This window comes from Polaromonas sp. (assembly GCF_029945685.1).
In the GTDB taxonomy this organism is placed as follows: domain Bacteria; phylum Pseudomonadota; class Gammaproteobacteria; order Burkholderiales; family Burkholderiaceae_C; genus Polaromonas.
Window position 1 is genome coordinate 85223 of sequence record NZ_JAQSDA010000013.1, and the last position, 23156, is coordinate 108378.

The following is a 23156-nucleotide window of genomic DNA, read 5'->3' on the forward strand; positions in this document are numbered from 1 at the left end:
AGCAGGCCGGTTCAGAAATCGTAGGTCACGGACAGGAAAAATCAGCGATACGTCAGGCGATCTTGAATCGCGAGACGGACTGCCTGAGTTCTTCGGCCATGCGGGACAAATCACGCACCTGCTGCGCGGTGGATCGCGTACCTTCTCCGGTTTGCTCGGTCACCGCAAAAATGTGCTGGATGTTGCCGGCCACCACGTTGGCAGATTCGGCCTCCCGGGATGCAGAGTCGGAAATCTGCTCAATCAGGTCAGCAAGCCGGCGTGACACCAGGTCAATCTCCGACAGTGCGGTACCGGCGCTGTCCGACAGCTTGGCTCCTTCGACCACACCCTGCGTGGAGCGCTCCATGGCGGCCACCGCATCCTGCGTGTCGGTCTGAATGGCTTTCACCAGCGCAGAAATCTGGCGGGTCGCATCGGCAGAACGCTCAGCCAGCCGCTGCACCTCTTCGGCAACCACCGAGAATCCGCGACCGGCTTCACCCGCGGAGGCGGCCTGAATGGCCGCATTGAGCGCCAGCACGTTGGTCTGTTCGGTAATGTCCGAAATCAGTTCGGTGATCTCGCCAATCTCCTGAGACGACTCACCGAGCCGCTTGATTCGCTTGGAGGTTTCCTGGATCTGGTCGCGGATGGAGTTCATGCCGCCGATGGCGTTTTGCACCGCCTGCAAACCTGATTCGGCGGCGGTCAGCGATTGGCGCGCCACCTGGGAAGATTCCTGCGCCTGGGTGGACACCTGGTTGATTCGGGTAGCCATGTCAAGCACCGACTGGCCGGTTTCGCGAATTTCCCGCAGCTGTTCCGTGGAGGCTGCCAGCAGCTCGGTCGAGGTGCTTTCCACCTGGGCCGTGGTTTGCGCCACTCGTGTCGCCGTGTTCTGCACGTTGCCTACCAGCTGGCGCAGCTCTTCCACCGTGTAATTGACCGAGTCGGCAATGGCACCGGTAATGTCTTCCGTCACGGTCGCTTCCTGGGTCAGGTCACCTTCAGCCACCGTCTGCAACTCGTTCATCAATCGCAAAATGGCGGCCTGGTTGGCGTCATTGACGCGCTTGGCGTCCTGCTCCATGCCTTTGGCTTCCAGCCGCTGATTTTCAGCGACACCCTGGCGCTGCCGGCTGTCCAGCACCTGCAAACGGGCCAAGCCAGCCGCGCAGAGCAATGCAAAGGCAGCAGCAGCGGCCAGCGTCGCCAACGCCCCGACACCGAGGCCGGTCTGCGACGACAACTTGCCCTGAATGTCCTCCAGGCCCCGGCGCAAAGGCTCACTGTCGGCAATGATCGAAGCCTGCGCCTCACGAGCCGAGACCAGACCCTGCAAGTTGCCGAGAATCGCGCCGGCCTGCACCCGGGTCTGCTCATACAGCGCCATCAGCGCCTCGAGCCGTTCGCGCGTCTGCGGGTCCTTGGAGCCCGCCAGACGAAGTTCAGGACTGCCCTCCTGCAAGCCCTGTGCAATTTCCTTGAACGAGTTCAGGTCCTTACCCAACAGGAACACGGCTTCGGGGCTCACGCCCTCCATCGTCAGAAATTCGTTGGCGGATTTACCGATACGCTGGGTCAACATCACCAGCTGGCCGGCCGCTGAAATTTCTGCGGGCGCCGCGTTCTGCTGGAGCTTGAGCGAAGACACCGTCTCGGCAATTTCAAGCAGATCCGACGACTGCCGGTTGATGGTGCGCAGTGCGTTTCCCACCTGCGTCAAAATAGCCTGCTGACCCATCACGGTTGATGCATTCTTCTCGGCGCGCTCCATCAGCGGCGTCACCGTCTCGACATCCGGCTGCAGGGGAGCGGCGACCGGCTCAAGACGCAGGGACTCATCGCCAGACTTCAAGCCACGCACGGTTTTGGCCAGCACGTCGGAGCTTTCTCGCACGTCGGGGAATGCCTGGGCACTGCCCACCAGCGCCTGGGACACAGACTTCGCGAGCCGCTGCGACTGCATCAGCGATTGCCCGGTGGCGGCCACCTGCTGCGCGACCCTGTCCGCCTGGTTCAGTGCGACAAAAGTCACGGAGCCGAGCACCACGACCGCAAAAGCGAGCAGGATCACCAGGATCCGCTGGTGCTCGCCCATGGACCTGCGGCCCAGTACCGGCAGGGCCAGCTTTTCAACATTCTCCGGGACGTCCTCGGCGGACAGGCTTTCAGGACCGTCACTGCCGCCCAAGCGCGCCGTGGCGGCTGAACCACTCGAAGCATCCATCGCCCCTGTTGCCAGGGGATCCACCGACATGTCCAGCGAGACGCCATCCATGCTGTCCTCAGGTGGCGCAGACTTTGTTTTGAACAGCTTCTGAATATTTTCGACAACAGACATGGTGAGCCTTCCGGGAAAAACGTGATAGCGCTAGGCGCTGATGGTCAAGAAATGGGCTTGCTGCGCCAGCAACTGCAGGTTGATTTCCTGCCAATGCGTACCGTTCGAATCCACATAGCTGTGGCCGAAAAACTCCGGCGCGTCGGGCGATCTTTCTGCAAAGTCCGTGAACGCTTCCGAGTTGCGCAGGCCGGCCAGCTTGTCGATCTGCAAGGCGCAATTGATCTCCAGCGCACTGTTGAGGGCCACCAGCCGTGACTCGGTACGTGCCAGCTCACTGCGTGCCGGCGGCATTTTCCCAGTCACAAAACTCGCCAGATCAACCACGCCATACAGGCCGCCACGCAGATTGGCCACACCGGCAAACCAGGCTTGCGTGTAGGGCACATTCTGCGCACTGACCCAGGGAAAGATTTCTCCGGACTGATTCAGGGGGAAGAGGTATTTTTCACCCCCCGCCTCGACGGCCAGCCAGGACGCCGAAACACCCTGGGTCTTGGCCGCCTTCAGCCTGTCGGCGAGACGGCTTTGCAGTTCTCTAAGCGCTTGTCGGTTGGCCATGCTTTAGAGGGTTCGGTGCGGGATCAGCCCAGCGCCTTGATTTTGGCCATCAGTTCGTCAGCATCCACCGGCTTGGTTATGTAGTCCTTGGCGCCCTGGCGCATGCCCCAGACGCGGTCGGTTTCCTGATTTTTGCTGGTACACATGATGATGGGCACGTCTGCGTACAGGGGGTCCCGGGTAATGGCGCGCGTGAGTTGAAAACCATTTTGCCCGGGCATCACCACGTCCATCAGGATCAGGTCAGGCTTTTCCTCGGCCAGCCGACGAAAGGCGTCTTCCGCGTTCTCAGCGGTTTTCACGGCGAAACCTTTTTTGACCAGCAGGTCGGTCATGAACATCAACTCCGTTTTAGAGTCGTCCACAATCAGTATTTTTTTAATCGTCATTACGCTACTCCTTGTTTTGCGCTGCCCAGTTCCTGAACGGTGTGCAGCAACTGGTCTTTGGTAAATGGTTTGGTCAGGTAGTCTTGCGAGCCGACCATCCTGCCTCTTGCCTTGTCGAAAACCCCGTCCTTGGAAGACAGCATCACAATCGGCACATTGGAAAATTTCGGGTTGCGCTTGATGATGGCGCAGGTCTGATAGCCGTCGAGACGAGGCATCAGGATGTCGCAAAAGATCAAGTCAGGCAGGTAGTCGTTGACTTTGGAGAGTGCGTCAAAGCCGTCCTCCGCCAGCAGCACCTCATGGCCGCCCTGCTTCAGGAAAATCTCCGCGCTACGCCGGATCGTGTTGCTGTCGTCGATGACCAGGACCTTGAGACCTGAACTGGTATTACTCACTGACTGTGCTCCTTGTACCGCGTCGCCGGCCCGGCACCGCCCCCCCGCGCGTTTTGTTTAGACACCTGGCGCGACCATTCAGATTTGAACCATTTCGAAGTCTTCCTTGCGCGCGCCGCATTCGGGACAGGTCCAGTTCATCGGTACCTGGGCCCAGGGCGTGCCTGCCGCTATGCCGTGTTCGGGCGCACCGGTTGATTCGTCATAAATCCACCCACAAATTAAACACATCCAGGTCATTGATTGAGTCACAGCTTAAGTTGCCTTCGAATAGAATGCAACAATTGTATCGAGGCGGCGTTGCTTATTCGCTTACGAGGCAAAATTCCAGCCCTATGGCAAACCCCACCCCCACTCCTCTGGACGACCCGCAAATGGAAACAGAGGACAGCGAAACCTCTCCTGCTTGCGTGATGAGTTTCAACGCCAACGACCCCAGCGGCGCTGGCGGCCTGACGGCGGACATCAGCGCCATCACTTCCGCCGGGGCGCATGCGCTGGCGGTTGTCACCGGCGCCTATGTGCGTGATACGGCCGAGATTTTCGATCATGTTTCCTTTGATGAGGAGGCAGTGACCGAGCAGGCCCGCACGGCACTGGAAGACATGCCCGTTGCCGCCATCAAGGTCGGTTTTGTCGGAAGCCCGGAAACCATCAGCGCGATCGCGGAAATTGCATCGGACTATGCCGATGTGCCGCTGATTGCCTACATGCCCAACCTGTCGTGGTGGGAAGAAGAGGCGATCGACAGCTATCTCGACGCGTTTCGCGAACTGATGCTGCCGCAAACCACCGTGCTCGTCGGCAACCACAGCAGCCTGTGGCGCTGGCTGCTGCCAGACTGGACCGGCGACAAGAGCCCGTCGGCACGTGATATCGCCAAGGCCGCCTCCGAGTTCGGCGTTCCCTACACGCTGGTGACCGGCGTGCCGCTGCCGGAACAGTTCATTGACAATGTGCTGGCCACACCGCAGGCCGTTCTCTACAGCGAGAAATTCGAGCGTTTCGAGGCGGTGTTTGCCGGCGCCGGCGACACGCTGACAGCCGCACTGACGGCACTGCTCGCCAACGGCCACAACCTGCAGGCCGCGACGGCCGAAGCCCTGACTTACCTCGATCACAGCCTGGACGCCGGTTTTCACCCCGGCATGGGCCATATCGTGCCTGACCGGCTGTTCTGGGCCCAGACCGAAGAAGACGTCATGGACGCTGGCGACGATGACAGCGGTCCGGACACCCCCCTGCTCCCCCTGCCTCCCTTTGACCTCCCCACCAATGGCACCAAACACTAGTCCCGACACCTCCCGCAATGCTGCGCTGTTCGAGCGCGCCAAAAAACTGATTCCCGGTGGTGTCAATTCCCCGGTACGCGCCTTCAAGGCCGTCGGCGGTATCCCGCGATTCGTGCAACGCGCCCAGGGCGCCCATTTCTGGGACGCCGACGGCCAGCGCTACATCGACTACATCGGCTCCTGGGGCCCGATGATCCTGGGCCATGGGCACCCCGCCGTCGTCGAGGCTGTGCAAAAGGCCGTGCTCGAGGGCTTTTCCTATGGCGCACCGACCGAACGCGAGGTGGAGCTGGCCGAGGAGATCGTCAAACTCGTGCCGTCCATCGAGATGCTGCGACTGGTGAGCTCCGGAACGGAAGCCACGATGAGCGTGATCCGGCTGGCGCGTGGCGCCACCGGTCGCAGCAAGATCATCAAGTTCGAGGGCTGCTACCACGGTCACTCCGACGCGTTGCTGGTGAAAGCCGGCTCGGGTCTGGCCACTTTTGGCAGCCCGACCAGCGCAGGCGTACCGCCAGAGGTCGTGCAGCACACGCTGGTGCTCGAGTACAACCACATTGCCCAGCTCGAAGAAGCTTTTTCAATACACGGCAAGGAGATTGCCTGCCTGATGATCGAGCCGATCGCCGGCAACATGAACTTTGTGCGCGCCAGCGTTCCCTTCATGAAACGCTGCCGGGAACTCTGCACCCAATACGGCGCGCTGCTGGTGTTCGACGAAGTCATGACCGGCTTTCGCGTCGCTCTCGGCGGCGCCCAAAGCCTGTATGCCCAGAGCATTCCCGGCTTTCAACCTGACATGACCGCATTGGGCAAGGTGATAGGCGGCGGCATGCCCATGGCAGCTTTTGGCGGTACCCGGGCGGTGATGGAGCTGCTGGCGCCCCTGGGTTCGGTCTACCAAGCGGGCACGCTGTCGGGCAACCCGGTGGCCACTGCCTGCGGACTGGCGACCCTGCGCGAACTGCAAAAGCCCGGTTTTTATGAAGCCCTCGGCGAGCGCACCCGCAGTCTGGTCAGTGGCCTCACCCAGGCAGCCGCCCAATCCGGTGTGGCTTTTTGCGGCGACAGCGAAGGTGGCATGTTCGGCTTTTTCCTGCTGGACAAACTGCCGCAGAACTACGCCACGGTGATGACGACCGACAGCCCCGCCTTCAACCGCTTTTTCCATGCAATGCTGGATCAGGGCGTGTATTACGCGCCGGCACTGTATGAAGCCGGCTTTGTCAGCTCGGCCCACACGGCGGCCGACATCGCCGAAACCGTCGACGCGGCCGCCAGGTTTTTCGCTGCACGCTGAGGGCCGCGCATACCGGCCAACACAAACGCTGTCGCCAGCTCAGCCCCGACGGGCGCCTGATTTGCTATCAATTAAATAGCTGACTGCGCACGTGGCGCAAGGGCTGCAGGCACTTTTTATTAAAAACCGGGGATCAATGCCGGAAGTGCCGCACCCCGCTGAGCACCATCACCACGCCACGTTCGTCGGCCGCGTCGATCACTTCCTGGTCGCGCATGCTGCCGCCCGGCTGGATCACGCAGTTCGCGCCCGCATCGACGACCACGTCGAGACCGTCGCGGAAAGGAAAGAAGGCGTCGCTCGCGACCGCCGTGCCCTTGAGCGACAGGCCGGCATGCCCGGCCTTGATGCTGGCAATACGCGCTGAGTCCAGGCGGCTCATCTGCCCGGCGCCCACACCCATGGTCATGCCATCGGCACAGAACACGATGGCGTTGGACTTCACGTATTTGGCGACCTTCCAGGAGAACATCAGGTCCTGCAGCTGGGCCGGCGTCGGCTGCAGCTTGCTGACCACCTTGATGTCGGCCAGTGCCAGCTCGTGGTTGTCGGCGGTCTGCATCAGGAGGCCGGAGCCGACGCGCTTGATGTCCATCAGGTTGCGGCCCTGTTGCCACGCCGTGTTGCCGCCCGGGGGCAGGTCGATCTGCAAAATCCGCACGTTGACCTTTGTCTTGAAGACCTCGAGTGCTTCGGGCGTGAAGCCCGGCGCCATCAACACCTCGACAAACTGTTTGGAGATCTGCTGCGCCGCCGCTACATCGAGCGTGCAGTTCAGCGCGATGATGCCGCCGAAGGCCGAGGTCGGGTCGGTCTTGAAGGCCTTGCTGTAGGCCTCCAGCGCGTCCTTGCCCACTGCCACGCCGCAGGGGTTGGCGTGTTTGACGATGACGCAGGCCGGCCCGCTGAAACTCTTGACGCATTCCCAGGCGGCATCGGCGTCGGCGATGTTGTTGTACGACAGCTCCTTGCCCTGCAACTGCCGGGCCGTGACCAGCGAGCCCGGTGCCGGGTACAGGTCGCGGTAAAGCGCGGCCTGCTGGTGCGCGTTTTCACCGTAGCGCAGGTCCTGCACCTTGACGAAGCGGCCGTTGGCCTGAGCGGGAAACAGGCTGTGCGAGCCATCGGGCTGGATGCCCGAGAGGTAGTCGCTGATGGCGCCGTCGTACTGGCTGATGCGGTTGAAGGCGGCCACCGACAAGGCGAATTTGGTGGCATCGGCCAGCTTGCCGGCCGTCTTGAGCTCCTGCAGCACGCCGTCGTACTGCGAGGCGTCGGTCAGCACCCCGACATCCTTCCAGTTCTTGGCGGCCGAACGCACCATGGCCGGACCGCCAATGTCGATGTTCTCGATCGCGTCTTCCAGCGTGCAGCCGGTCTTGGCGACGGTCGCTTCAAACGGGTAGAGGTTGACGACCAGCAGGTCGATGGTGTCTATGCCGTGGGCTTTCAGCGCGGCCATGTGTTCCGGCACATCGCGACGCGCCAGCAGCCCGCCGTGCACCATGGGGTGCAGGGTCTTGACACGGCCGTCGAGCATCTCGGGAAAACCCGTCAGTTCGGCGACTTCGGTCACGGGCAGCTTCTCTTCGGCCAGCAGCCGGGCCGTGCCGCCGGTGGAGATCAGCTTGATGCCGAGGGCGTGCAACGCGCGTGCAAAGTCAACAATGCCGGTTTTGTCGGAGACGGAGATCAGGGCGTTCATGCGTATCTTTGGTTCTTTTGGGGGGAAGGGATGCGACGGCCGGGTCACTTGATCAGTTTGTGTTCAAGAAGTTTTTTGCGCAGGGTGTTGCGGTTCAGGCCCAGCCATTCGGCCGCTCGTGACTGGTTGTGGTCGGCATACTGCATCACCACCTCCAGCAACGGCTTTTCGACCACGCGCACCATCATGTCGTACATGCCGTCAGGTTCGGTGCCGCGCAGGTCCCTGAAATAACCTTCCAGGCTGGTGCGTACGCACTCTTCGATGTGTTTCTTGCTCATGCGAGCTCTCCCTCCTTCTTTTTCTGTCCTGCATTGTCGCCGACGGCCGGCTGCGCCATGCCGCTCCCCACCACGGGCATGCGGTCCATGCACTTGCCCAGCCCGTCAAAAAAGGCCGCCACCGCCTGCCACTGTGCCTCACTATCTTCCAGCAGGTTCATGCGGCTGCGGAACGCCTCGCCACCGGGCAGCGTCCTGACGTACCAGCCGATGTGCTTGCGCGCGGAGCGCACCCCGCTAAAGTCGCCATACAGCGCATAGTGGTCCAGCAGGTGATCGAGCAGCAGGCGTTTGACCTCGGCCACCAGCGGCGGCGCAAGATGTGTGCCGGTCTCCAGGAAATGCGCAATTTCCCGGAAAATCCAGGGGCGGCCCTGGGCGGCCCGGCCCACCATCACCGCATCGGCGCCTGTGCAGGCCAGCACATCGCGGGCTTTTTCAGGGGTATCGATGTCGCCGTTGGCGACCACCGGAACGGCCACCGCGGCCTTGACCGCCGCAATCGTGTCGTACTCGGCGCGCCCCTTGTAGCCCTGCTCGCGTGTGCGGCCATGCACGGTGAGCATCTGCACACCCGCGCCTTCAAAAACACGTGCCAGCGCGACGGCGTTTTTATGCGATTCGTCCCAGCCGGTGCGCATCTTCAGGGTGACCGGGACGCCGCGCGGCGCACAGGCGGCCACCACGGCCTCGACGATGGCCAGAGCCAGTGGCTCATCCTGCATCAGGGCCGAGCCGGCCCACTTGTTGCAGACCTTCTTGGCCGGGCAGCCCATGTTGATGTCGATGATCTGCGCGCCACGGTCGATGTTGTAGGCGGCGGCCTCGGCCATCATCTGCGCGTCGGTGCCGGCAATCTGCACGGCGATCGGCGCGACCTCACCGTCGTGGTTGGCGCGGCGCGAGGTCTTCAGGGTGTCCCACAGGTCACGCCGCGAGGTGACCATTTCACTGACCGCATAACCCGCCCCCCCGGCCTTGCACAGACGCCGGAACGGCCGGTCGGTGACACCCGCCATCGGCGCGGCAAACAGGTTGTTCGCCAAAACGTAGGGGCCGATGTTCATGGGAATGGGAGGCAGGTGTGGGTGCGCAAAAACGAGGCACGATTGTAACTGCCCAAAATTTCAGCAATTGAAATCTGCGGAAGGGGCGTGCAAGCCGGCGCCAGGGCCAGAATGCGGGCGTACTGCCTATACTCGCTCCAGATGGAACTCTGGATACAACACCTGCTTGAAGCCCTGGCCCTGCCCGAATACGGCTTGAGCACGGTGTTCGTGGTCTCGTTCATCTCTGCCACCCTGTTGCCGCTCGGCTCCGAACCCGTTGTCTTCGGCCTGGTCAAGCTCAACCCGCACCTGTTCTGGCCGACCGTGCTGGTGGCCACGGCGGGCAATACGCTGGGTGGCGCGCTCGACTGGTGGTTCGGTTATGGCGCCCACAAGGTGGTGGACAAGTATTCGCACTCCTCGCACCACAGCCGCGCCATCCGCTGGCTGGAAAAGCTCGGGCCCAAAGCCTGTCTGCTGGCCTGGCTGCCCGGGGTCGGCGACCCGCTTTGCGCGGTGGCGGGCTGGCTCAAGTTTCCGTTCTGGCCCTGTGTGGCCTACATGGCCGCCGGAAAATTTGCGCGTTACGTGACGATGACAGGCGCACTGGTCTGGGCCTTTCCGGGCAGCATCCGGTTTTGGGGCGGATAGGACATGGCCCCCACGGTCGCTCACTTTGTGTAGCTCCTGCCCCCCCTGGGGGGGGGCTGCGCCTGCGGACTGGCAAAGCCAGATCCGCGGCTCCTGCTTGTATTTTTACGCCTGTACCACCCGGCGGCTCTAAAACCGTTCGTGTGACTGCAGATAGCGCCACTGTCCCACGGGGAGGCTGCTCATGGACACCCGCCCGACACGGATGCGTTTCATCGCCTGCACCGTGAGCCCGACACTCTCACACATGAAGGCTATCTGCCCGGGGCGTTCGCCCTTGAGTGCAAAACGCAAACGGGTTTCGTTCTGCCAGCTCACCTTCGCAGGCGGCAACAACACCCCGTTGAAGGTGAAGCCATGGTCGAGCCGGTTGAGCCGCTGCAGGCCGCCCGGTACGATGGTACCGGTCACGTCCACAATGACCTCGTGCTCCATGACCGCAGCGTCCTCGCTGAGCTTGCGCGCCACGCGCCAGTCCTGGGTGAAAACCACCAGGCCGCTGGCCGGGGTGGCAAGCGGAGTCGCCAGGGTCAGCGCGCTGACATGTTTTTTCAGGGGCCGGATGCCCGATCGGTCGTCTTTCACGCGGTTGGACGGAACCAGCAACTGCGCAGCGGGGTTGGCAGGGCGCTTGCTCCCCGCTTCCAGGCCAGCCTCGTAAGCCGGTGGCTTGTTCAGCAGCAGCGTCACTGGCGTCAGCGCCAGCAGGCTGGCGTCCGGGTCGAGTTCGACTTTCTGGTCCAGCACGCGGTGCTGCGGCTCTTCCACAACCACGCCATCGACGCGCACCCATCCGCCTTCGATGTACTGCTCGGCTTCGCGACGCGAGCAGTTGAGCATCTGGGCCAGGTGTTTGGCGAGGCGGACGGGTTCGGTCATGCGATCTGCTCGGTCCTTTCAAGCGCCACCGTCGAACCGGCTCCGCCGGGCGACAGGAGGTGTCCCCTGCAAGGGGAGGATGGGCTACACGCAATGAGCCCAGGCAGGGGTGTACTCATCGAGGGCCTGTTCACCCTATTTATACAAGTGCGAACGTGGCTAAAACAGCGCCAATCCAGGCGCGCGACGACGCTCAGCCTGGGCGGCTGGGCTAGGAGTGCAACGACGAGTGGCGTTGTTTTAACCACGTTCCCTCCGGGTTGCGGCCAAAAAGGCCATGCGCAGCGTTGCAAAGCCTTGCCGGGCGCCAGCCCGGCTGCATTTTGCGCCTCGCGCATGATCTTTTTGACTCGCAACGCATCGTGCATAAATAGGGTGAACAGGCCCTAGCTGCTGAACAGGAAATTCATCACGTCGCCATCCTTGACGATGTATTCCTTGCCTTCGCTGCGCATCTTGCCCGCGTCCTTGGCGCCCTGCTCGCCCTGGTAGGTGATGTAGTCGTCAAAGGCAATCGTCTGGGCGCGGATGTAGCCCTTCTCGAAATCGGTGTGGATCACGCCGGCCGCCTGCGGACCGGTGTCGCCGACATGGATGGTCCAGGCGCGCACCTCCTTCACACCGGCCGTGAAATAAGTCTGCAGGCCCAGCAGCTTGTAGGCGGCGCGGATCAGGCGGTTCAGCCCGGGCTCTTCCTGACCGATCTCGGCGAGGAACATTTTCTTGTCCTCTTCCTCCATGTCGGCCATCTCGGCCTCCATCTTGGCGCAGATGGCCACAACAGGCGCATTCTGGCTGGCTGCGTAGGCACGCAGCTTGTCCAGGAAAGGATTGTTTTCGAAACCGTCCTCGGCCACATTACCGACGAACATGGCCGGCTTGGCGGTGATCAGGAAAAACTGCTTGAGCAGCGGCAGCTCTTCCTTGCTGAACTCCAGCGTGCGCACAGGTTTGGCTTCATTGAGCGCCGCCTGGCATTTTTCCAGAATGGCCACGAGTTTGATCGACTCCTTGTCACCCGAGCGCGCCGTTTTGGTCACGCGGTGCAGGGCTTTTTCAACCGCCGTCAGGTCGGCCAGGCACAGCTCGGTCTGGATCACCTCGATGTCGGAAATCGGGTCCACCTTGCCGGCCACGTGGATCACGTTGTCGTCCTCGAAGCAGCGCACGACGTTCACAATCGCATCGGTCTCGCGGATATGTGCCAGAAACTTGTTGCCCAGGCCCTCGCCGGTGCTGGCACCCGCCACCAAGCCGGCGATGTCGACAAACTCGACAATGGCGGACTGGATCTTCTCCGGCTTGACGATGACTGCCAGCGCAGCCAGCCGCGGATCAGGCACCTCCACAATGCCGACGTTGGGCTCAATGGTGCAGAACGGGTAGTTCTCCGCTGCAATGCCCGCCTTGGTCAGGGCGTTAAAAAGGGTGGATTTGCCGACGTTGGGCAAGCCTACAATACCGCACTTCAGACTCATGAAAAACCTTCAAAAACAGGCTGAGAAGTGTATGCGATACGCAGGCAGCCGGGGAATCGGCTTTCTGGCAGCCGTGCTTCTGACTGCATTCCTCAGCCTGTCGGGCACCTCCAGCCAGGCCCAGCCGCTGGTCGTGCTGGACGACAAAACCCCCGTGGCCGACCTGCAGGCCAGCAGCCTGGTGTGGGTAGATGCCGATGCCGGTGCAACGATCGAGCAGATGGCTGCCGGCGACTTCCGGCGTTTCATGAACCCGGCCCGGACCGATGTCCACTACACCCTGGGACCGGACGCTGCGCTGTGGCAGCACTTCCGCTTCAAAAGGTCAGCCAACTCCACCCAGGACTGGCTGCTGGAGTTTCCCTTTCCCATGCTCGATCTGGTGACCGTGTTTCAGCAGGACCGGGCGGGGCGCTGGACCAGCCAGGCAGCAGGCGACACCGTGGCCGTCTCCAGCTGGCCCGAGCCGGGCCGCTATGCGCAATTTCATCTGGCACTCGACGACGGGATGGCGCATGACGTGTATGTCCGCATCGCGCATGTCACGCCAGCCCATTTCCCGGTCAATGCCATCTCCGGCCAGTCCCGCAGCCACTATCTGCAGTTCGACTACATGGTCATCGGTCTGGTGTTCGGTACCCTGCTTCTGCTGATTGTGGCGGGCGCCGGGCAAAGCTGGGTCTACCGCGACTGGGCCTACGGCTGGTATGCCATTTACGCCACCATCATGGCCCTGGTGGTCGCCACCACCAGTGGCATGGCCGGTCACCTCCTTTGGAGCAACTTTGCCGCCTGGAACAATGCCCTCCAGGGCGTGCTTGGCCTGCTGGGGGGCAGCGCCGCCTTGCTGGTGGTCCGCCAGCTGTGCGGCATCGCTGGCCGCCACCGGTGGTTTGACCACGCGGTTTTCGCCGTCGGGCTGGCCGGTCCGGTACTGGCGGTTGCCTACCTCGGGCTGGGCCGGCAATGGGGCGTCCACCTGATCGGTGCATACCTGCTGGTGGCCGTGGTGCTGGGACTGGCGGCCGCCTATACAACGTGGCGCCGCCACGACGTGGTGGGCGCGTGGGTGCTGGCGGCCTTCACCCCCCTGGCAATGAGCACCGCACTGGCAGCGGCCCGGCTTTTCGGCTGGGTGTCCACCTCCTGGCTGTCGCAATATGCCTTCATGCTGTCGCTCGCTATCGAGGTGCCCTTGCTGCTGGTGGCCCTGAACATCCGTTCGCGGGAACGGCATGGCGTCGAGGCACGCGAGCAGGCCATGGCCAGCCAGGATGCACTCACCGGCCTGCTGGCCAGGCATCTCTTTGAAGACCGGCTCAGGCAGGTGGTGGCGCGCGCCAAACGCCAAAGAGAACCGGCTGCCGTGGTGTACATCGAACTGGTGAATTACGCTTACGTCAAGCGCAACTACGGCATCGCCGTGGCCGAGCAAAGCCTGCTGCGCAGCGTGATCAAGCTGCGCCGCATCCTGCGCGACGTCGACACCGTGGGCCGGGTCGATGAAGCACGTTTTGGCCTCATCATGGAGGGCGTTACCTCACGCGAGGTAGTCACCGCCATGGCCGCGAGGCTGATCGCCGCCGGCCTGATGCCGCTCAAGGGCCTCAAGCCCGAAGTCATCCTGCAGTTTCACATTGCGGGCGTGCTGCTCAGCGAGAAGGTGATGGAAGGTCCCGAACTCTCCAAAGCGCTGGAAGCCATGCTAGCAGGCATGGCGGCGCGTACACGCCGGCCGATCCGCTTTCTGGAACCGGAGTTGACCCGGCCCATGCCGCTGGCCGTGGACTCCGGCTTCGATGAGGCCGAAGGCCACAGCCAGCCGGCACCGCTACCTGTCGTGGCTCACTCGAAGCGGTAGCTGGACGAGACGCTTTGACCCACCTGGAGCAGGTGGTCGATGCCCCGCAGCACGATGGCATTCATGCCAAAACTCACCGCCCCCTTGAGGCGCGGGTCCTGCCGGTAGGTCTGCAGGGTGTCGCCGACCTCGGGGCTGCTCAAGGCTGTGGCCGGGTCGATGTTGGGAATCGGGCAACGCGCACAGGGCTTGACCGGCTTGAGCTGCACCACGCCCTGCTCCGTGGCAATTTTCAGCAGGTCGAGCCGGTCTTCGTCATGCGGCGCCAGTTCACTGTCGCCCGGCGCATCGCCGATCACGATATTCGGCCGGAAACGAGCCAGGCCAGCGGCGCCATGGCCGCCGACCTGCAGTTTGTCATTCAGCCCCGCCAGCGAGGCTTCGCTGAGCACCAGCACCGGGTAGCCGTCGCTGAACTGGTTGAGAGCCTCCACGCCGCCGGTCCATTGCCGACTGGAAGCGCGCTTTTCCTCGGGATCAAAACGTACCAACCGCGCCTTCACGCCAAGGAAATCACTGAACCACTGGGCCGCGATGGGCCCCATGTCATAAGCCTTGACCTCGTCGTCCCAGATCCGCACGCGCACCGGTTCCTGCACCTGGTCGAGCGCAATATGCAGCGCCAGCATGCCCGGTGCCCGCAGGACCATGTCGTGGTACTTGAGCTGGGGCTGGATCAGCGCCATGCGCGGCAGTTCGCGCTGCGTCAGAAAGGAACCATCCCCATCAACCACCATCCAGGCCCGGTCAAATTCGAGCCCTGTTTCGGTCAATATCGCTTCCTGCACCTGCACCCCGGCGCAGGACTTGACGGGATAAACCCACAGCCCGGTGATGACCGCCCTGACGTCGCCCGAGGCGGGGCCCGATGTTTCGCTCGTTGATTCACGCACGTGTCAAATCCTTCAAAAATTCAGTTCAAGATGCACTGGACGGGAACGATTTTGCCCTGCCTTCTAAAATGAGCCATGTCCAAGCCTTTTGATGTGTGTATCCGCGGTGACGGTGTGGTCGGCCGCACCCTGGCGCTGCTGCTGGCGCGCGAGCGCTTGCACGTGGCGCTGGTCGCCCGGCCTGCGCCGGCAGGCAACCCGGCAGAAGCCGCCGCCCCGCAGGATGTGCGGGCCTACGCCCTGAACAGCGCCTCGCGGCAACTGCTGACCTCGCTGAGGGCCTGGCCCGATGCGCCTGCAGCCACGCCGGTGCTGGAGATGCGCGTCTGGGGCGACGACGGGGGCCAGCTTGATTTTGCAGCCCCCCAAGGCGCCAGCGACGCGGCCCTGGCCTGGATCGTTGATGTACCGGCGCTGGAGCGACAGCTGGCCGAAGCCGTGCGTTACCAGCCGCAGATCGAAACTGTGGAGACGCCGGTCAAGGCCGCGCTCACGGTGATCTGCGAGGGCCAGAAAAGCACCAGCCGCAACGAGTTCGGCGTGCAATGGATCGTCAAGCCCTACCCGCAAAAAGCCATGGCCGCCCGCCTGCAAAGCGACTTGGTGCACCGGGGTGTGGCCCGCCAGTGGTTCCATACCGGCGAAATTCTGGCTCTTTTGCCGATTGGCGGCGTCGACGGGAACTCTGTGGCGCTGGTCTGGTCTGTCTCTGTGGAACGCGCAGCCGCGCTGGAGAAGTTGACCCCGGCAGAATTTTCCGCGGCGGTGCAAACCGTCTGCGGCGCCGAGGCAGGTTGCCTGCAGCTGGCGAGCAGCCTGTCGAGCTGGCCACTGGCGCTGTCGCGGGCCGAACGCTGGGTCGGTCCGGGCTGGGCGCTGGCCGGGGACGCTGCCCATGCCGTGCATCCGCTGGCGGGGCAGGGCCTGAACCTCGGCTTGGCCGATGCGGCCGGACTTGCGACCGTGATCCATGGGCGCGAATACTGGCGCGGTCTGGGCGACGAAAAGCTGTTGCGGCGTTACGAACGCTCCCGCAAGGCCGATGTAGCCGCCATGGGCGCGGTGACGGATGGACTGCACAGCCTGTTCGCGCAAAACGACGCGCGCTGGCAGGCATTGCGCAATTGGGGCATGAAGGGCTTTGCACGCAGTGGACCCCTGAAAGAATGGGTCACGCGCCAGGCCATGGGTTCATCGCATCATCGTCCGGGATGACTAGCCCCTGGGCGGGAGCGGCACAAGAAACGACCGGACACGCGGTAAAGAGCATCAGAATTCATCACACAGACTGGAAAACAATGACACTGTTCAAGACCATCATGACCGGCACACTGCTGGCCCTGAGCCTGAGCGCGTTTGCGCAGGAAGCGGCCATCCGCAAGAACCTGGCCGAACGCCTGCCGAACCTGCCCAACATCGACGAAATCAACAAGACCCCTATGGCCGGCCTGTATGAGGTGCGCGTCAACGGCAGCGATATTTTCTACACCGATGCCGAAGGCAACTACCTGATCCAGGGCAACCTGATTGACACCAAGGTCAGGCGCAACCTGACGGAAGAACGCGTCGACAAGCTCAACGCGGTGTCTTTTGATGCGCTCCCGCTGAAAGACGCCTTCACCATTGTGCGCGGCAACGGCAAGCGCAAGATGGCGGTGTTCGAAGACCCGAACTGCGGCTATTGCAAACGTTTCGAACGTGACATGCAGAAGGTCAGTGACGTCACCATCTACATGTTCCTGTATCCCATCCTGAGCGCCGATTCGACGGAAAAATCCAAAAACATCTGGTGCGCCAAGGACAAAGCCAAGGCCTGGCAGGACCTGATGGTGCGTGACCAGCCGGTGGCCACCGCCAGCTGCGACGCTGGTGCGCTGGCGCGCAATATCGAGTTCGGCAAAAAACACCGTATCACCGGAACACCGACGCTGATTTTTGCCGACGGCTCGCGTGTACCCGGCGCCATCAGCGCCCAGCAGGTCGAGAAATACCTGGCCGACGCGAAGGTCCAGTAAAAGCGCGACGCGCGGCCGGAGTTCATAGGCAAACCGGGCTTCCGCCCTTTTCGGGCGGGCGGCAGCCGCTCTTTTTTCTGTAGCAGGACGTCAGTTCGGGAAAGGCTCGGCTTGCCCCGGCCGAGGCAGGGCCGATGCGGTATTCTTTGAACCTATGCCCAAACCTTCCGCCAAGCCCTCCGCAATACCTCCCGTCGGCGTCGACTACCGCGTCGAGGTCGCTGACCTCCACGCCCATCTGTTCCGTGTCACCCTGACCATTGCCCAGCCAGCCGCGCTGCAGCGGGTGGCGCTGCCGGTGTGGATTCCCGGAAGTTACCTGGTGCGCGAGTTCTCGAAGAACCTGCAGGGCCTGCGGGCGCGGCAAGGCGCCCGGGCGCTGCCTGCCGGCCAGATCGCGCAACTCGACAAATGCAGTTGGCAGATCCGTTGCAACGCGGACAGGCCCTTGGTGCTGGTCTACGAGGTTTATGCCAACGACAGCTCGGTACGCACCGCCTCGCTGGACGCGGGACGCGGCTTCTTCAACGGCAGTTCCCTGTGCCTGCGGGTCGAAGGCCACGACCAGGCGCCGCACCGGCTTGAAGTCATGGCCGCTCCGGCCATCAGCGGCTGGTCCGTGGCCACCGGACTGGACGCGGTGAAGGTCGACAAGCAGGGTTTTGGCAGCTACCTGGCCGCCAACTACGACGAACTGGTGGATTGCCCGGTGGAAATGGGGAATTTCTGGAGCGGCTCTTTTGTGGCCTGCGGTGTGCCGCACCGCTTTGTGGTGGCGGGCGCCACGGCCAGCTTTGACGGGGCCCGGCTGCTCGCCGACACCCGCAAAATCTGCGAAGCGCAAATCCGCCTGTGGCATGGCAACAAAAAACCGCCACACAAAGACTACGTGTTCATGCTCCACGCCGTGGACGACGGCTATGGCGGGCTGGAGCACCGCAATTCCACCGCACTGATCTGCAAACGCCAGGACTTGCCGCGCCTGGGCAGCAGCAAGCTTCCCGAGGGATACACCACGCTGCGCGGGCTGATCAGTCATGAATATTTCCACACTTGGAACGTCAAGCGCCTGCGCCCCGCGGAGTTCGGCAGTTACAACTACAGCGGTGAAAATTACACGCAGCTGCTCTGGTTTTTTGAAGGCTTCACCAGTTACTACGACGAACTGATCCTGTGCCGCGCGGGCCTGATCGACGAAGCGGCCTATTTGCGACTTCTGAACAAGACCATCAATCAGGTCATGCAGACCCCGGGACGCTTGGTGCAGTCGGTGGCCCAGGCCAGTTTTGACGCCTGGGTCAAGTACTACCGCCAGGATGAAAACACGCCGAATGCCACAGTCAGTTATTACACCAAGGGCGCTTTGGTCGCCTTGTGCCTTGATCTGAGCCTGCGTGCTGAAAGCAAGGACACGGTCCTGGCCACCCTGGACGACGTGATGCGCAGCCTGTGGCTGCGGTGCCGCGGCGGTGTGATGTGCGAAGCGGATGTCGCCGCCGCACTGCAGGGTGTGGGCGGCCGCTCCTACGCGGCAGAAATCGCCCGCTGGGTGCATGGGAAGAGCGAGCTGCCGTTGAAAGACCTGCTGCAACGCCACGGCGTTGCCGTGCTTGAGGAGCCGGCGCAGCTTGCGCAGGCGCTGGGCCTGCGGGTGCAGGAAACGGGCGGCAGTATCCATGTCAAGACGGTCCTGCGCGGCGGTGCGGCCGAGCGGGCCGGCTTTGCCGCCGGCGACGAGTGGATTGGCCTTGAAACACCGGTGACCGGAAAGAGCCGCAAAACGGCCCAGCTGCCTCACCCCGGCTGGCGCCTGGGCAAGCTCGATGAGTTGCCGTTTTACGCCGGGGCCAGCAAAAAGATCACGGCGCTGGTGGCGCGCGACAAACGCCTGCTCCGTCTGGAATTGACGATACCGCCAGAGACAAGCACCTGGCGGCTGCAGGCCAAGGATGCTGCGTTGGTGAAAAAGTGGCTGGTGTCCGCCAGCGGAACCTGAGCCCGGGACTCAGCCTTCAGGCATCTGCGCCTCAATCTGGGCCACAAAACGCTCGGCTTCGGCGCTGCCCTTGATCTCGCGAACAACCTCACGGGCTCGCTTGATCAAGGCGACAAAATCGGCCAGGTCGCGCGCGCTCTCGATCTTGATGCACAGCGGCTCGGCCAACGGGCCCAGCAGGTGCTCCAGCAAATGCGAGGAAAAACGCTGCGCCTGCGCCAGGTTGGCCGCGCGCTGCGCGGATGCCGTCGCAGCGGGCTGCTGCGGGACACCTGCCGACTCCAGCGCGGCCGGCATGGTTTTTTCTTCGATCCCCGCCGGCGCTACCAGACCCTCGGCTTCGAGTTCTGAAAGCCGCCCGGGATCACCCAGCGCCGACGCCATGGTGGCCAGTTCGGCATGGGTTCTTTTGCCGTCAACCATGATCAACAGGGAACGCAACCGGGGGGGCAGGCCTGATTGCCGGTTCGCAATCGCTTCCGTCCCCTTCTGCGTCTTGTGATAGATCACTTGCTTGTCCGGCATGGCAACCTCCTGAAACCTTTTGGCGGGCCAGTCTAAAACCAAAAAAGCGCAACGTCGAGTGGGTGCTTACCCCGAAAAAGGGAAGCAGCAAAGTTCAGTGCCGGCGATCCAGCACCCGTTTGGCCTTGCCCAGACTACGCTCCACGCCGCCCTCCGCGCGCAACTCGATATCCACACTGGTGCCAATGTAGGCCTTGATCTCATGCTGCAGCATACGGGCGGCGGCCTGCGCAGACGCGCTGTCGGGGGCCAGTCCGGGACGGGTCTCCACCGCCACGCGCAGGCAGTCCATATTGCCTTCACGGGTCAGAATGCACTGGTAATGCGGTGCAAGCTCATGGCGTTTGAGAATTAGCTCCTCGATCTGCGTCGGAAACACGTTGACGCCGCGCACGATCATCATGTCGTCGCTGCGGCCGGTGATTTTTTCCATGCGGCGCATGCTGCGGGCCGTGCCCGGCAGCAGGCGCGTGAGGTCGCGTGTGCGGTAACGGATGATGGGCAGCGCTTCCTTGCTCAGGCTGGTAAACACCAGCTCGCCGATCTCGCCGTCGGGCAACAGCTCGCCGCTGACGGGGTCGATGATCTCGGGGTAAAAATGGTCTTCCCAGATGGTCGGGCCGTCCTTGGTTTCTACACACTCGCTGGCCACGCCCGGGCCGATGACCTCGCTCAGGCCATAGATGTCCACCGCATCGATGCCCATGCGTTGCTCAATCGCAAGGCGCATGTCGTTGGTCCAGGGTTCGGCACCGAAGATGCCGGTACGCAGGCTGGCGTCGGTGGGGGACAGCCCCTGCTTTTCAAACTCGTCGGCAATTGCCAGCATGTAGCTGGGCGTCACCATGATGATGTCGGGCTTGAAATCGGTGATCAGCTGCACCTGGCGCTCGGTCTGCCCGCCGCCGAAGGGAACGACGGTCAGACCCAGCTTTTCAGCGCCATAATGCGCGCCCAGCCCGCCCGTGAACAGGCCATAGCCGTAGCTGATGTGCACCAGATCGCCCGGACGGGCCCCTGCCGCGCGTATGCTGCGGGCGACACAGCCGGCCCACATGTCCACGTCATTTTTTGTATAGGCCACCACCGTCGGTTTGCCGGTGGTGCCGCTGGAGGCATGGATGCGCACACACTGCTCGCGCGGCACCGCGAACATGCCGAAGGGATAACTGGCGCGCAGGTCGTGTTTGGTGGTGAAGGGAAACTTCGCCAGGTCAGCCAGCGACTTGCAATCGTCCGGATGCACACCAGCGGCAACGAACTTGGCCTTGTAGACCGGCGAATGCCGGTACGCATGCTGCAACGTGGACTGCAGGCGCTTGAGCTGCAGGGCGCGCAGTTCGTCGAGACTGGCCTTTTCAATCGGTTCGAGCGGAAAATTTTTCATGCGGCCTCCACACCGGCCACCGGGATGACAGCACCTGCAATCTGCGCACTTTTCCCGCGGAACATCGCAATGATCTCACCGCGCTGGTTGCTGACCTTCATGTCATAAATGCCGTGCCGGCCCTGCAGCGTCTGCTCCACCCCTTCACAGGTCAGCACGTCACCGAGCTGGCCGGGCTTGAGAAACTCGATGCTGCAGCCCGCCGCCACCGCGACCTTGTTGTAGCTGTTGCAGGCAAAGGCAAAGGTCGAGTCGGCCAGCGTGAAAATCAGTCCGCCATGGCAGATCTTGTGGCCGTTGAGCATGGGCTCACGCACAGCCATGCGCATCACCGCACGGCCGGGTGCGCAGGACACCAGTTCCATCTGCATGAAGTCGCGTGAGGCACGGTCGGCGGCAAACATGGATTCGCCCACAGCCTGGGCCAGTTGCTGGGCATCCATCTAGTTGCCCCTGAACGCTGCTGGGCGCTTCTCAAGGAAGGCCATCACGCCTTCGATGTAATCGTGGGTGCGGCCCAGCGCCGACTGGGTGTCGCGCTCCTGGTCCAGCTGGGCATCCAGGCCCCGGCTGGCGCCTTCGCTGAGCAGACGCCGCGTCTCCACCAGGGCGCGGGTCGGCATGACGGCCAGGCGTGCGGCCAGCGCCATGGCCTTGTCCAGGCAGTCTTCGCCCTCGGCCGCCACGTCCCAGATCATTCCCCACTCTTTCGCGTCCTTCGCGCTGAGCTTGTCGCCCAGCATGGCCAGCCCCAGCGCCCGCGCCAGGCCCAGGCGCTTGACCAGAAACCAGGAGCCGCCGGCATCAGGCACCAGGCCGATCTTGCTGAAGGCCTGGATGAAGCTGGCACCCTGCGCGGCAATTGCCAGGTCGCAGGTCATGGCCAGCGAGGCGCCCGCGCCGGCGGCCACGCCGTTCACCGCGGCAATCGTCGGCACGCGCAGCTTCTGCAGGCGCCGCACCGTCGGGTTGAAGGCCTGGTCGATGATGGGCCCGGGGTCCGCACGTTCGACGAGGTTGGGGCCGGGTTCGAAGTCGAACTCGGCCAGATCGGCACCCGCACAGAAACCTCGGCCGGCGCCAGTGATCACGAGGGCACGCAGCGACGGATCGGCCTCCACGGCGTCCAGCGCGGTCCAGAGCTGCTGGTGCATCTGGCGGGTAAAGCTGTTCAGGGCCTGCGGCCGGTTCAGCGTCACGAGCGCCACGGCGCCCCGTGTGGACAGCAGCACGGCAGGTTCGGAAGGGACATCGGTCATAAGCATCTCCTGCTTCGAATCTAGCATTAACCGACCGTCAGGTCGGTTAATGTTTTCCCTTGCTTTTCCACCGTGTGGCGCACCGGCCAGGCCAAAGGATCGTGGCATGATTCAGCCTCACAAGGAACCCGCCATGACTTACGAATTGATCCAGACCCGCACCGAAGGCCGCGTCGCCATCGTCACCCTGAACCGGCCCAAACAGCTCAATGCACTCAACGACCAGCTGATGGACGAGCTGGGCGCCGCGCTCAAGGCCTTCGACGCGGACGACAACATCGGCTGCATGATCCTGACCGGCAGCGAAAAAGCCTTTGCGGCCGGCGCCGACATCGGCGCGATGGCAAGCTACAGCTTTTCCGACGTCTACAAGGGCGACTACATCACGCGCAACTGGGAGCAGATCCGCAGCATCCGCAAGCCGGTGATCGCCGCCGTCAGCGGCTTTGCGCTCGGCGGCGGCTGCGAGCTGGCCATGATGTGCGACTTCATCATTGCCGCCGACAACGCCCGCTTCGGCCAGCCCGAGATCAAGCTGGGCATCATCCCCGGCTCGGGCGGCACGCAGCGCCTGCCGCGCGCCGTCGGCAAGGCCAAGGCCATGGACCTGGTCCTGACAGGTCGCATGATGGATGCCGTGGAAGCCGAACGCAGCGGGCTCGTTAGCCGTGTGGTACCGCTGGACAAGCTCATGGAGGAAGCCCTGGGCGCCGCGCTGCAGATCTGCGACTACGGACAGATCGCCGTGATGGCCGCCAAGGAGGCCGTGAACCGCGCCTACGAAGGCACCTTGGCGGACGGCATCATGTTCGAACGGCGCCTGTTCCACGCGACCTTTGCCACCGAGGACCAGAAGGAAGGCATGGACGCTTTTGTGGGCAAGCGCAAGGCCGCCTTTAAAAATCGATAGC

23 protein-coding genes are annotated in these 23156 nt (G+C 63.0%); 8 read left to right on the plus strand and 15 right to left on the minus strand.

The window, feature by feature from the left end; translation table 11 throughout:
• Window positions 1-52 precede the first annotated feature (52 nt).
• From PSV26_RS09855 to PSV26_RS09875, 5 genes are all read right to left on the minus strand, one after another.
• Window positions 53-2326: a methyl-accepting chemotaxis protein gene (locus PSV26_RS09855; RefSeq protein WP_300518159.1), complete on the minus strand. Its 2274-nt coding sequence runs from the start codon at window positions 2324-2326 to the stop codon at window positions 53-55.
• 30 nt (window positions 2327-2356) lie between these two features.
• Window positions 2357-2887 (minus strand): chemotaxis protein CheW, encoded by a 531-nt coding sequence (locus PSV26_RS09860; protein ID WP_300518156.1) that lies wholly within the window; start codon window positions 2885-2887, stop codon window positions 2357-2359.
• Between the two features lie 23 nt (window positions 2888-2910).
• Entirely contained in the window at window positions 2911-3276 is a 366-nt protein-coding gene (locus PSV26_RS09865; RefSeq protein WP_300518153.1) for a response regulator, read from the minus strand.
• Entirely contained in the window at window positions 3276-3674 is a 399-nt protein-coding gene (locus PSV26_RS09870; protein ID WP_300518151.1) for a response regulator, read from the minus strand. The genes PSV26_RS09865 and PSV26_RS09870 overlap by 1 nt, the downstream gene beginning before the upstream one ends.
• A 78-nt stretch (window positions 3675-3752) precedes the next feature.
• Window positions 3753-3926 (minus strand): rubredoxin, encoded by a 174-nt coding sequence (locus PSV26_RS09875; protein ID WP_300518149.1) that lies wholly within the window; start codon window positions 3924-3926, stop codon window positions 3753-3755.
• Window positions 3927-4009: 83 nt separating this feature from the next.
• Between PSV26_RS09875 and PSV26_RS09880 the strand changes: the two genes are divergently transcribed.
• On the plus strand, window positions 4010-4966 hold the full coding sequence (locus tag PSV26_RS09880) for a bifunctional hydroxymethylpyrimidine kinase/phosphomethylpyrimidine kinase (RefSeq protein WP_300570212.1): 957 nt from the start codon (window positions 4010-4012) through the stop codon (window positions 4964-4966).
• The gene (gene hemL, locus PSV26_RS09885) at window positions 4950-6266 is read left to right on the plus strand and encodes a glutamate-1-semialdehyde 2,1-aminomutase (protein WP_300570215.1); all 1317 of its coding nucleotides are present in this window, start codon (window positions 4950-4952) and stop codon (window positions 6264-6266) included. The genes PSV26_RS09880 and hemL overlap by 17 nt, the downstream gene beginning before the upstream one ends.
• A gap of 133 nt (window positions 6267-6399) precedes the next feature.
• Here the strand turns inward: hemL and purH are convergent, their stop codons facing one another.
• From purH to dusB, 3 genes are read right to left on the minus strand one after another with little or no spacing between them, the layout of a single operon-like run.
• A complete protein-coding gene (gene purH / locus PSV26_RS09890; protein WP_300570308.1) occupies window positions 6400-7977 on the minus strand; it encodes a bifunctional phosphoribosylaminoimidazolecarboxamide formyltransferase/IMP cyclohydrolase in 1578 nt (525 codons plus the stop codon).
• A gap of 38 nt (window positions 7978-8015) precedes the next feature.
• The gene (locus tag PSV26_RS09895; RefSeq protein WP_300518142.1) at window positions 8016-8252 is read right to left on the minus strand and encodes a Fis family transcriptional regulator; all 237 of its coding nucleotides are present in this window, start codon (window positions 8250-8252) and stop codon (window positions 8016-8018) included.
• Window positions 8249-9319, minus strand: coding sequence for a tRNA dihydrouridine synthase DusB (dusB, locus tag PSV26_RS09900; RefSeq protein ID WP_300518139.1), 1071 nt, complete (start codon window positions 9317-9319; stop codon window positions 8249-8251). The genes PSV26_RS09895 and dusB overlap by 4 nt, the downstream gene beginning before the upstream one ends.
• A 141-nt stretch (window positions 9320-9460) precedes the next feature.
• On the opposite strand from dusB, the gene PSV26_RS09905 reads away from it, so the two are divergent.
• Window positions 9461-9952: a YqaA family protein gene (locus PSV26_RS09905; protein ID WP_300518137.1), complete on the plus strand. Its 492-nt coding sequence runs from the start codon at window positions 9461-9463 to the stop codon at window positions 9950-9952.
• Between the two features lie 129 nt (window positions 9953-10081).
• On the opposite strand, the gene PSV26_RS09910 is transcribed toward PSV26_RS09905, so the two are convergent.
• Together PSV26_RS09910 and ychF are read right to left on the minus strand one after the other, a co-directional pair.
• Entirely contained in the window at window positions 10082-10831 is a 750-nt protein-coding gene (locus PSV26_RS09910) for an rRNA pseudouridine synthase (protein WP_300570218.1), read from the minus strand.
• Window positions 10832-11217: 386 nt separating this feature from the next.
• On the minus strand, window positions 11218-12309 hold the full coding sequence (gene ychF, locus PSV26_RS09915) for a redox-regulated ATPase YchF (protein WP_300570221.1): 1092 nt from the start codon (window positions 12307-12309) through the stop codon (window positions 11218-11220).
• A 73-nt stretch (window positions 12310-12382) separates the two neighbouring features.
• Here ychF and PSV26_RS09920 point away from each other — a divergent pair, with 73 nt between their 5' ends.
• Window positions 12383-14170 (plus strand): 7TM diverse intracellular signaling domain-containing protein, encoded by a 1788-nt coding sequence (locus tag PSV26_RS09920; protein WP_300570224.1) that lies wholly within the window; start codon window positions 12383-12385, stop codon window positions 14168-14170.
• Here PSV26_RS09920 and PSV26_RS09925 read toward each other — a convergent pair.
• Window positions 14155-15063 carry an MOSC N-terminal beta barrel domain-containing protein gene (locus PSV26_RS09925; protein WP_300570226.1) on the minus strand — a complete coding sequence of 303 codons (909 nt, stop codon included), beginning with the start codon at window positions 15061-15063 and terminating at the stop codon, window positions 14155-14157. The genes PSV26_RS09920 and PSV26_RS09925 overlap by 16 nt on opposite strands.
• 75 nt (window positions 15064-15138) lie before the next feature.
• Between PSV26_RS09925 and PSV26_RS09930 the strand changes: the two genes are divergently transcribed.
• The 3 genes from PSV26_RS09930 (at window position 15139) to PSV26_RS09940 (ending at window position 19074) form a co-directional block, all read left to right on the plus strand.
• Window positions 15139-16278 carry an FAD-dependent monooxygenase gene (locus tag PSV26_RS09930; RefSeq protein WP_300570229.1) on the plus strand — a complete coding sequence of 380 codons (1140 nt, stop codon included), beginning with the start codon at window positions 15139-15141 and terminating at the stop codon, window positions 16276-16278.
• A gap of 83 nt (window positions 16279-16361) precedes the next feature.
• A complete protein-coding gene (locus tag PSV26_RS09935; protein WP_300570232.1) occupies window positions 16362-17078 on the plus strand; it encodes a DsbC family protein in 717 nt (238 codons plus the stop codon).
• A 154-nt stretch (window positions 17079-17232) separates the two neighbouring features.
• Window positions 17233-19074 (plus strand): peptidase M61, encoded by a 1842-nt coding sequence (locus PSV26_RS09940; protein WP_300570235.1) that lies wholly within the window; start codon window positions 17233-17235, stop codon window positions 19072-19074.
• Window positions 19075-19083: 9 nt separating this feature from the next.
• Here PSV26_RS09940 and PSV26_RS09945 read toward each other — a convergent pair whose 3' ends face one another.
• The 4 genes from PSV26_RS09945 to PSV26_RS09960 all read right to left on the minus strand — a co-directional run bounded on the left by PSV26_RS09945 (window position 19084) and on the right by PSV26_RS09960 (window position 22245).
• The gene (locus PSV26_RS09945) at window positions 19084-19599 is read right to left on the minus strand and encodes a hypothetical protein (protein ID WP_300570238.1); all 516 of its coding nucleotides are present in this window, start codon (window positions 19597-19599) and stop codon (window positions 19084-19086) included.
• Between the two features lie 94 nt (window positions 19600-19693).
• Window positions 19694-20986 (minus strand): phenylacetate--CoA ligase PaaK, encoded by a 1293-nt coding sequence (gene paaK, locus PSV26_RS09950; protein WP_300570241.1) that lies wholly within the window; start codon window positions 20984-20986, stop codon window positions 19694-19696.
• Window positions 20983-21429: a hydroxyphenylacetyl-CoA thioesterase PaaI gene (gene paaI / locus PSV26_RS09955; protein ID WP_300570244.1), complete on the minus strand. Its 447-nt coding sequence runs from the start codon at window positions 21427-21429 to the stop codon at window positions 20983-20985. Before paaI ends, paaK begins: the two co-directional genes overlap by 4 nt.
• Window positions 21430-22245: an enoyl-CoA hydratase-related protein gene (locus tag PSV26_RS09960; protein WP_300570247.1), complete on the minus strand. Its 816-nt coding sequence runs from the start codon at window positions 22243-22245 to the stop codon at window positions 21430-21432. It abuts the gene before it with no gap.
• Window positions 22246-22378: 133 nt separating this feature from the next.
• On the opposite strand from PSV26_RS09960, the gene PSV26_RS09965 reads away from it, so the two are divergent.
• On the plus strand, window positions 22379-23155 hold the full coding sequence (locus PSV26_RS09965) for an enoyl-CoA hydratase (protein WP_300570250.1): 777 nt from the start codon (window positions 22379-22381) through the stop codon (window positions 23153-23155).
• Window position 23156 lies beyond the last annotated feature (1 nt).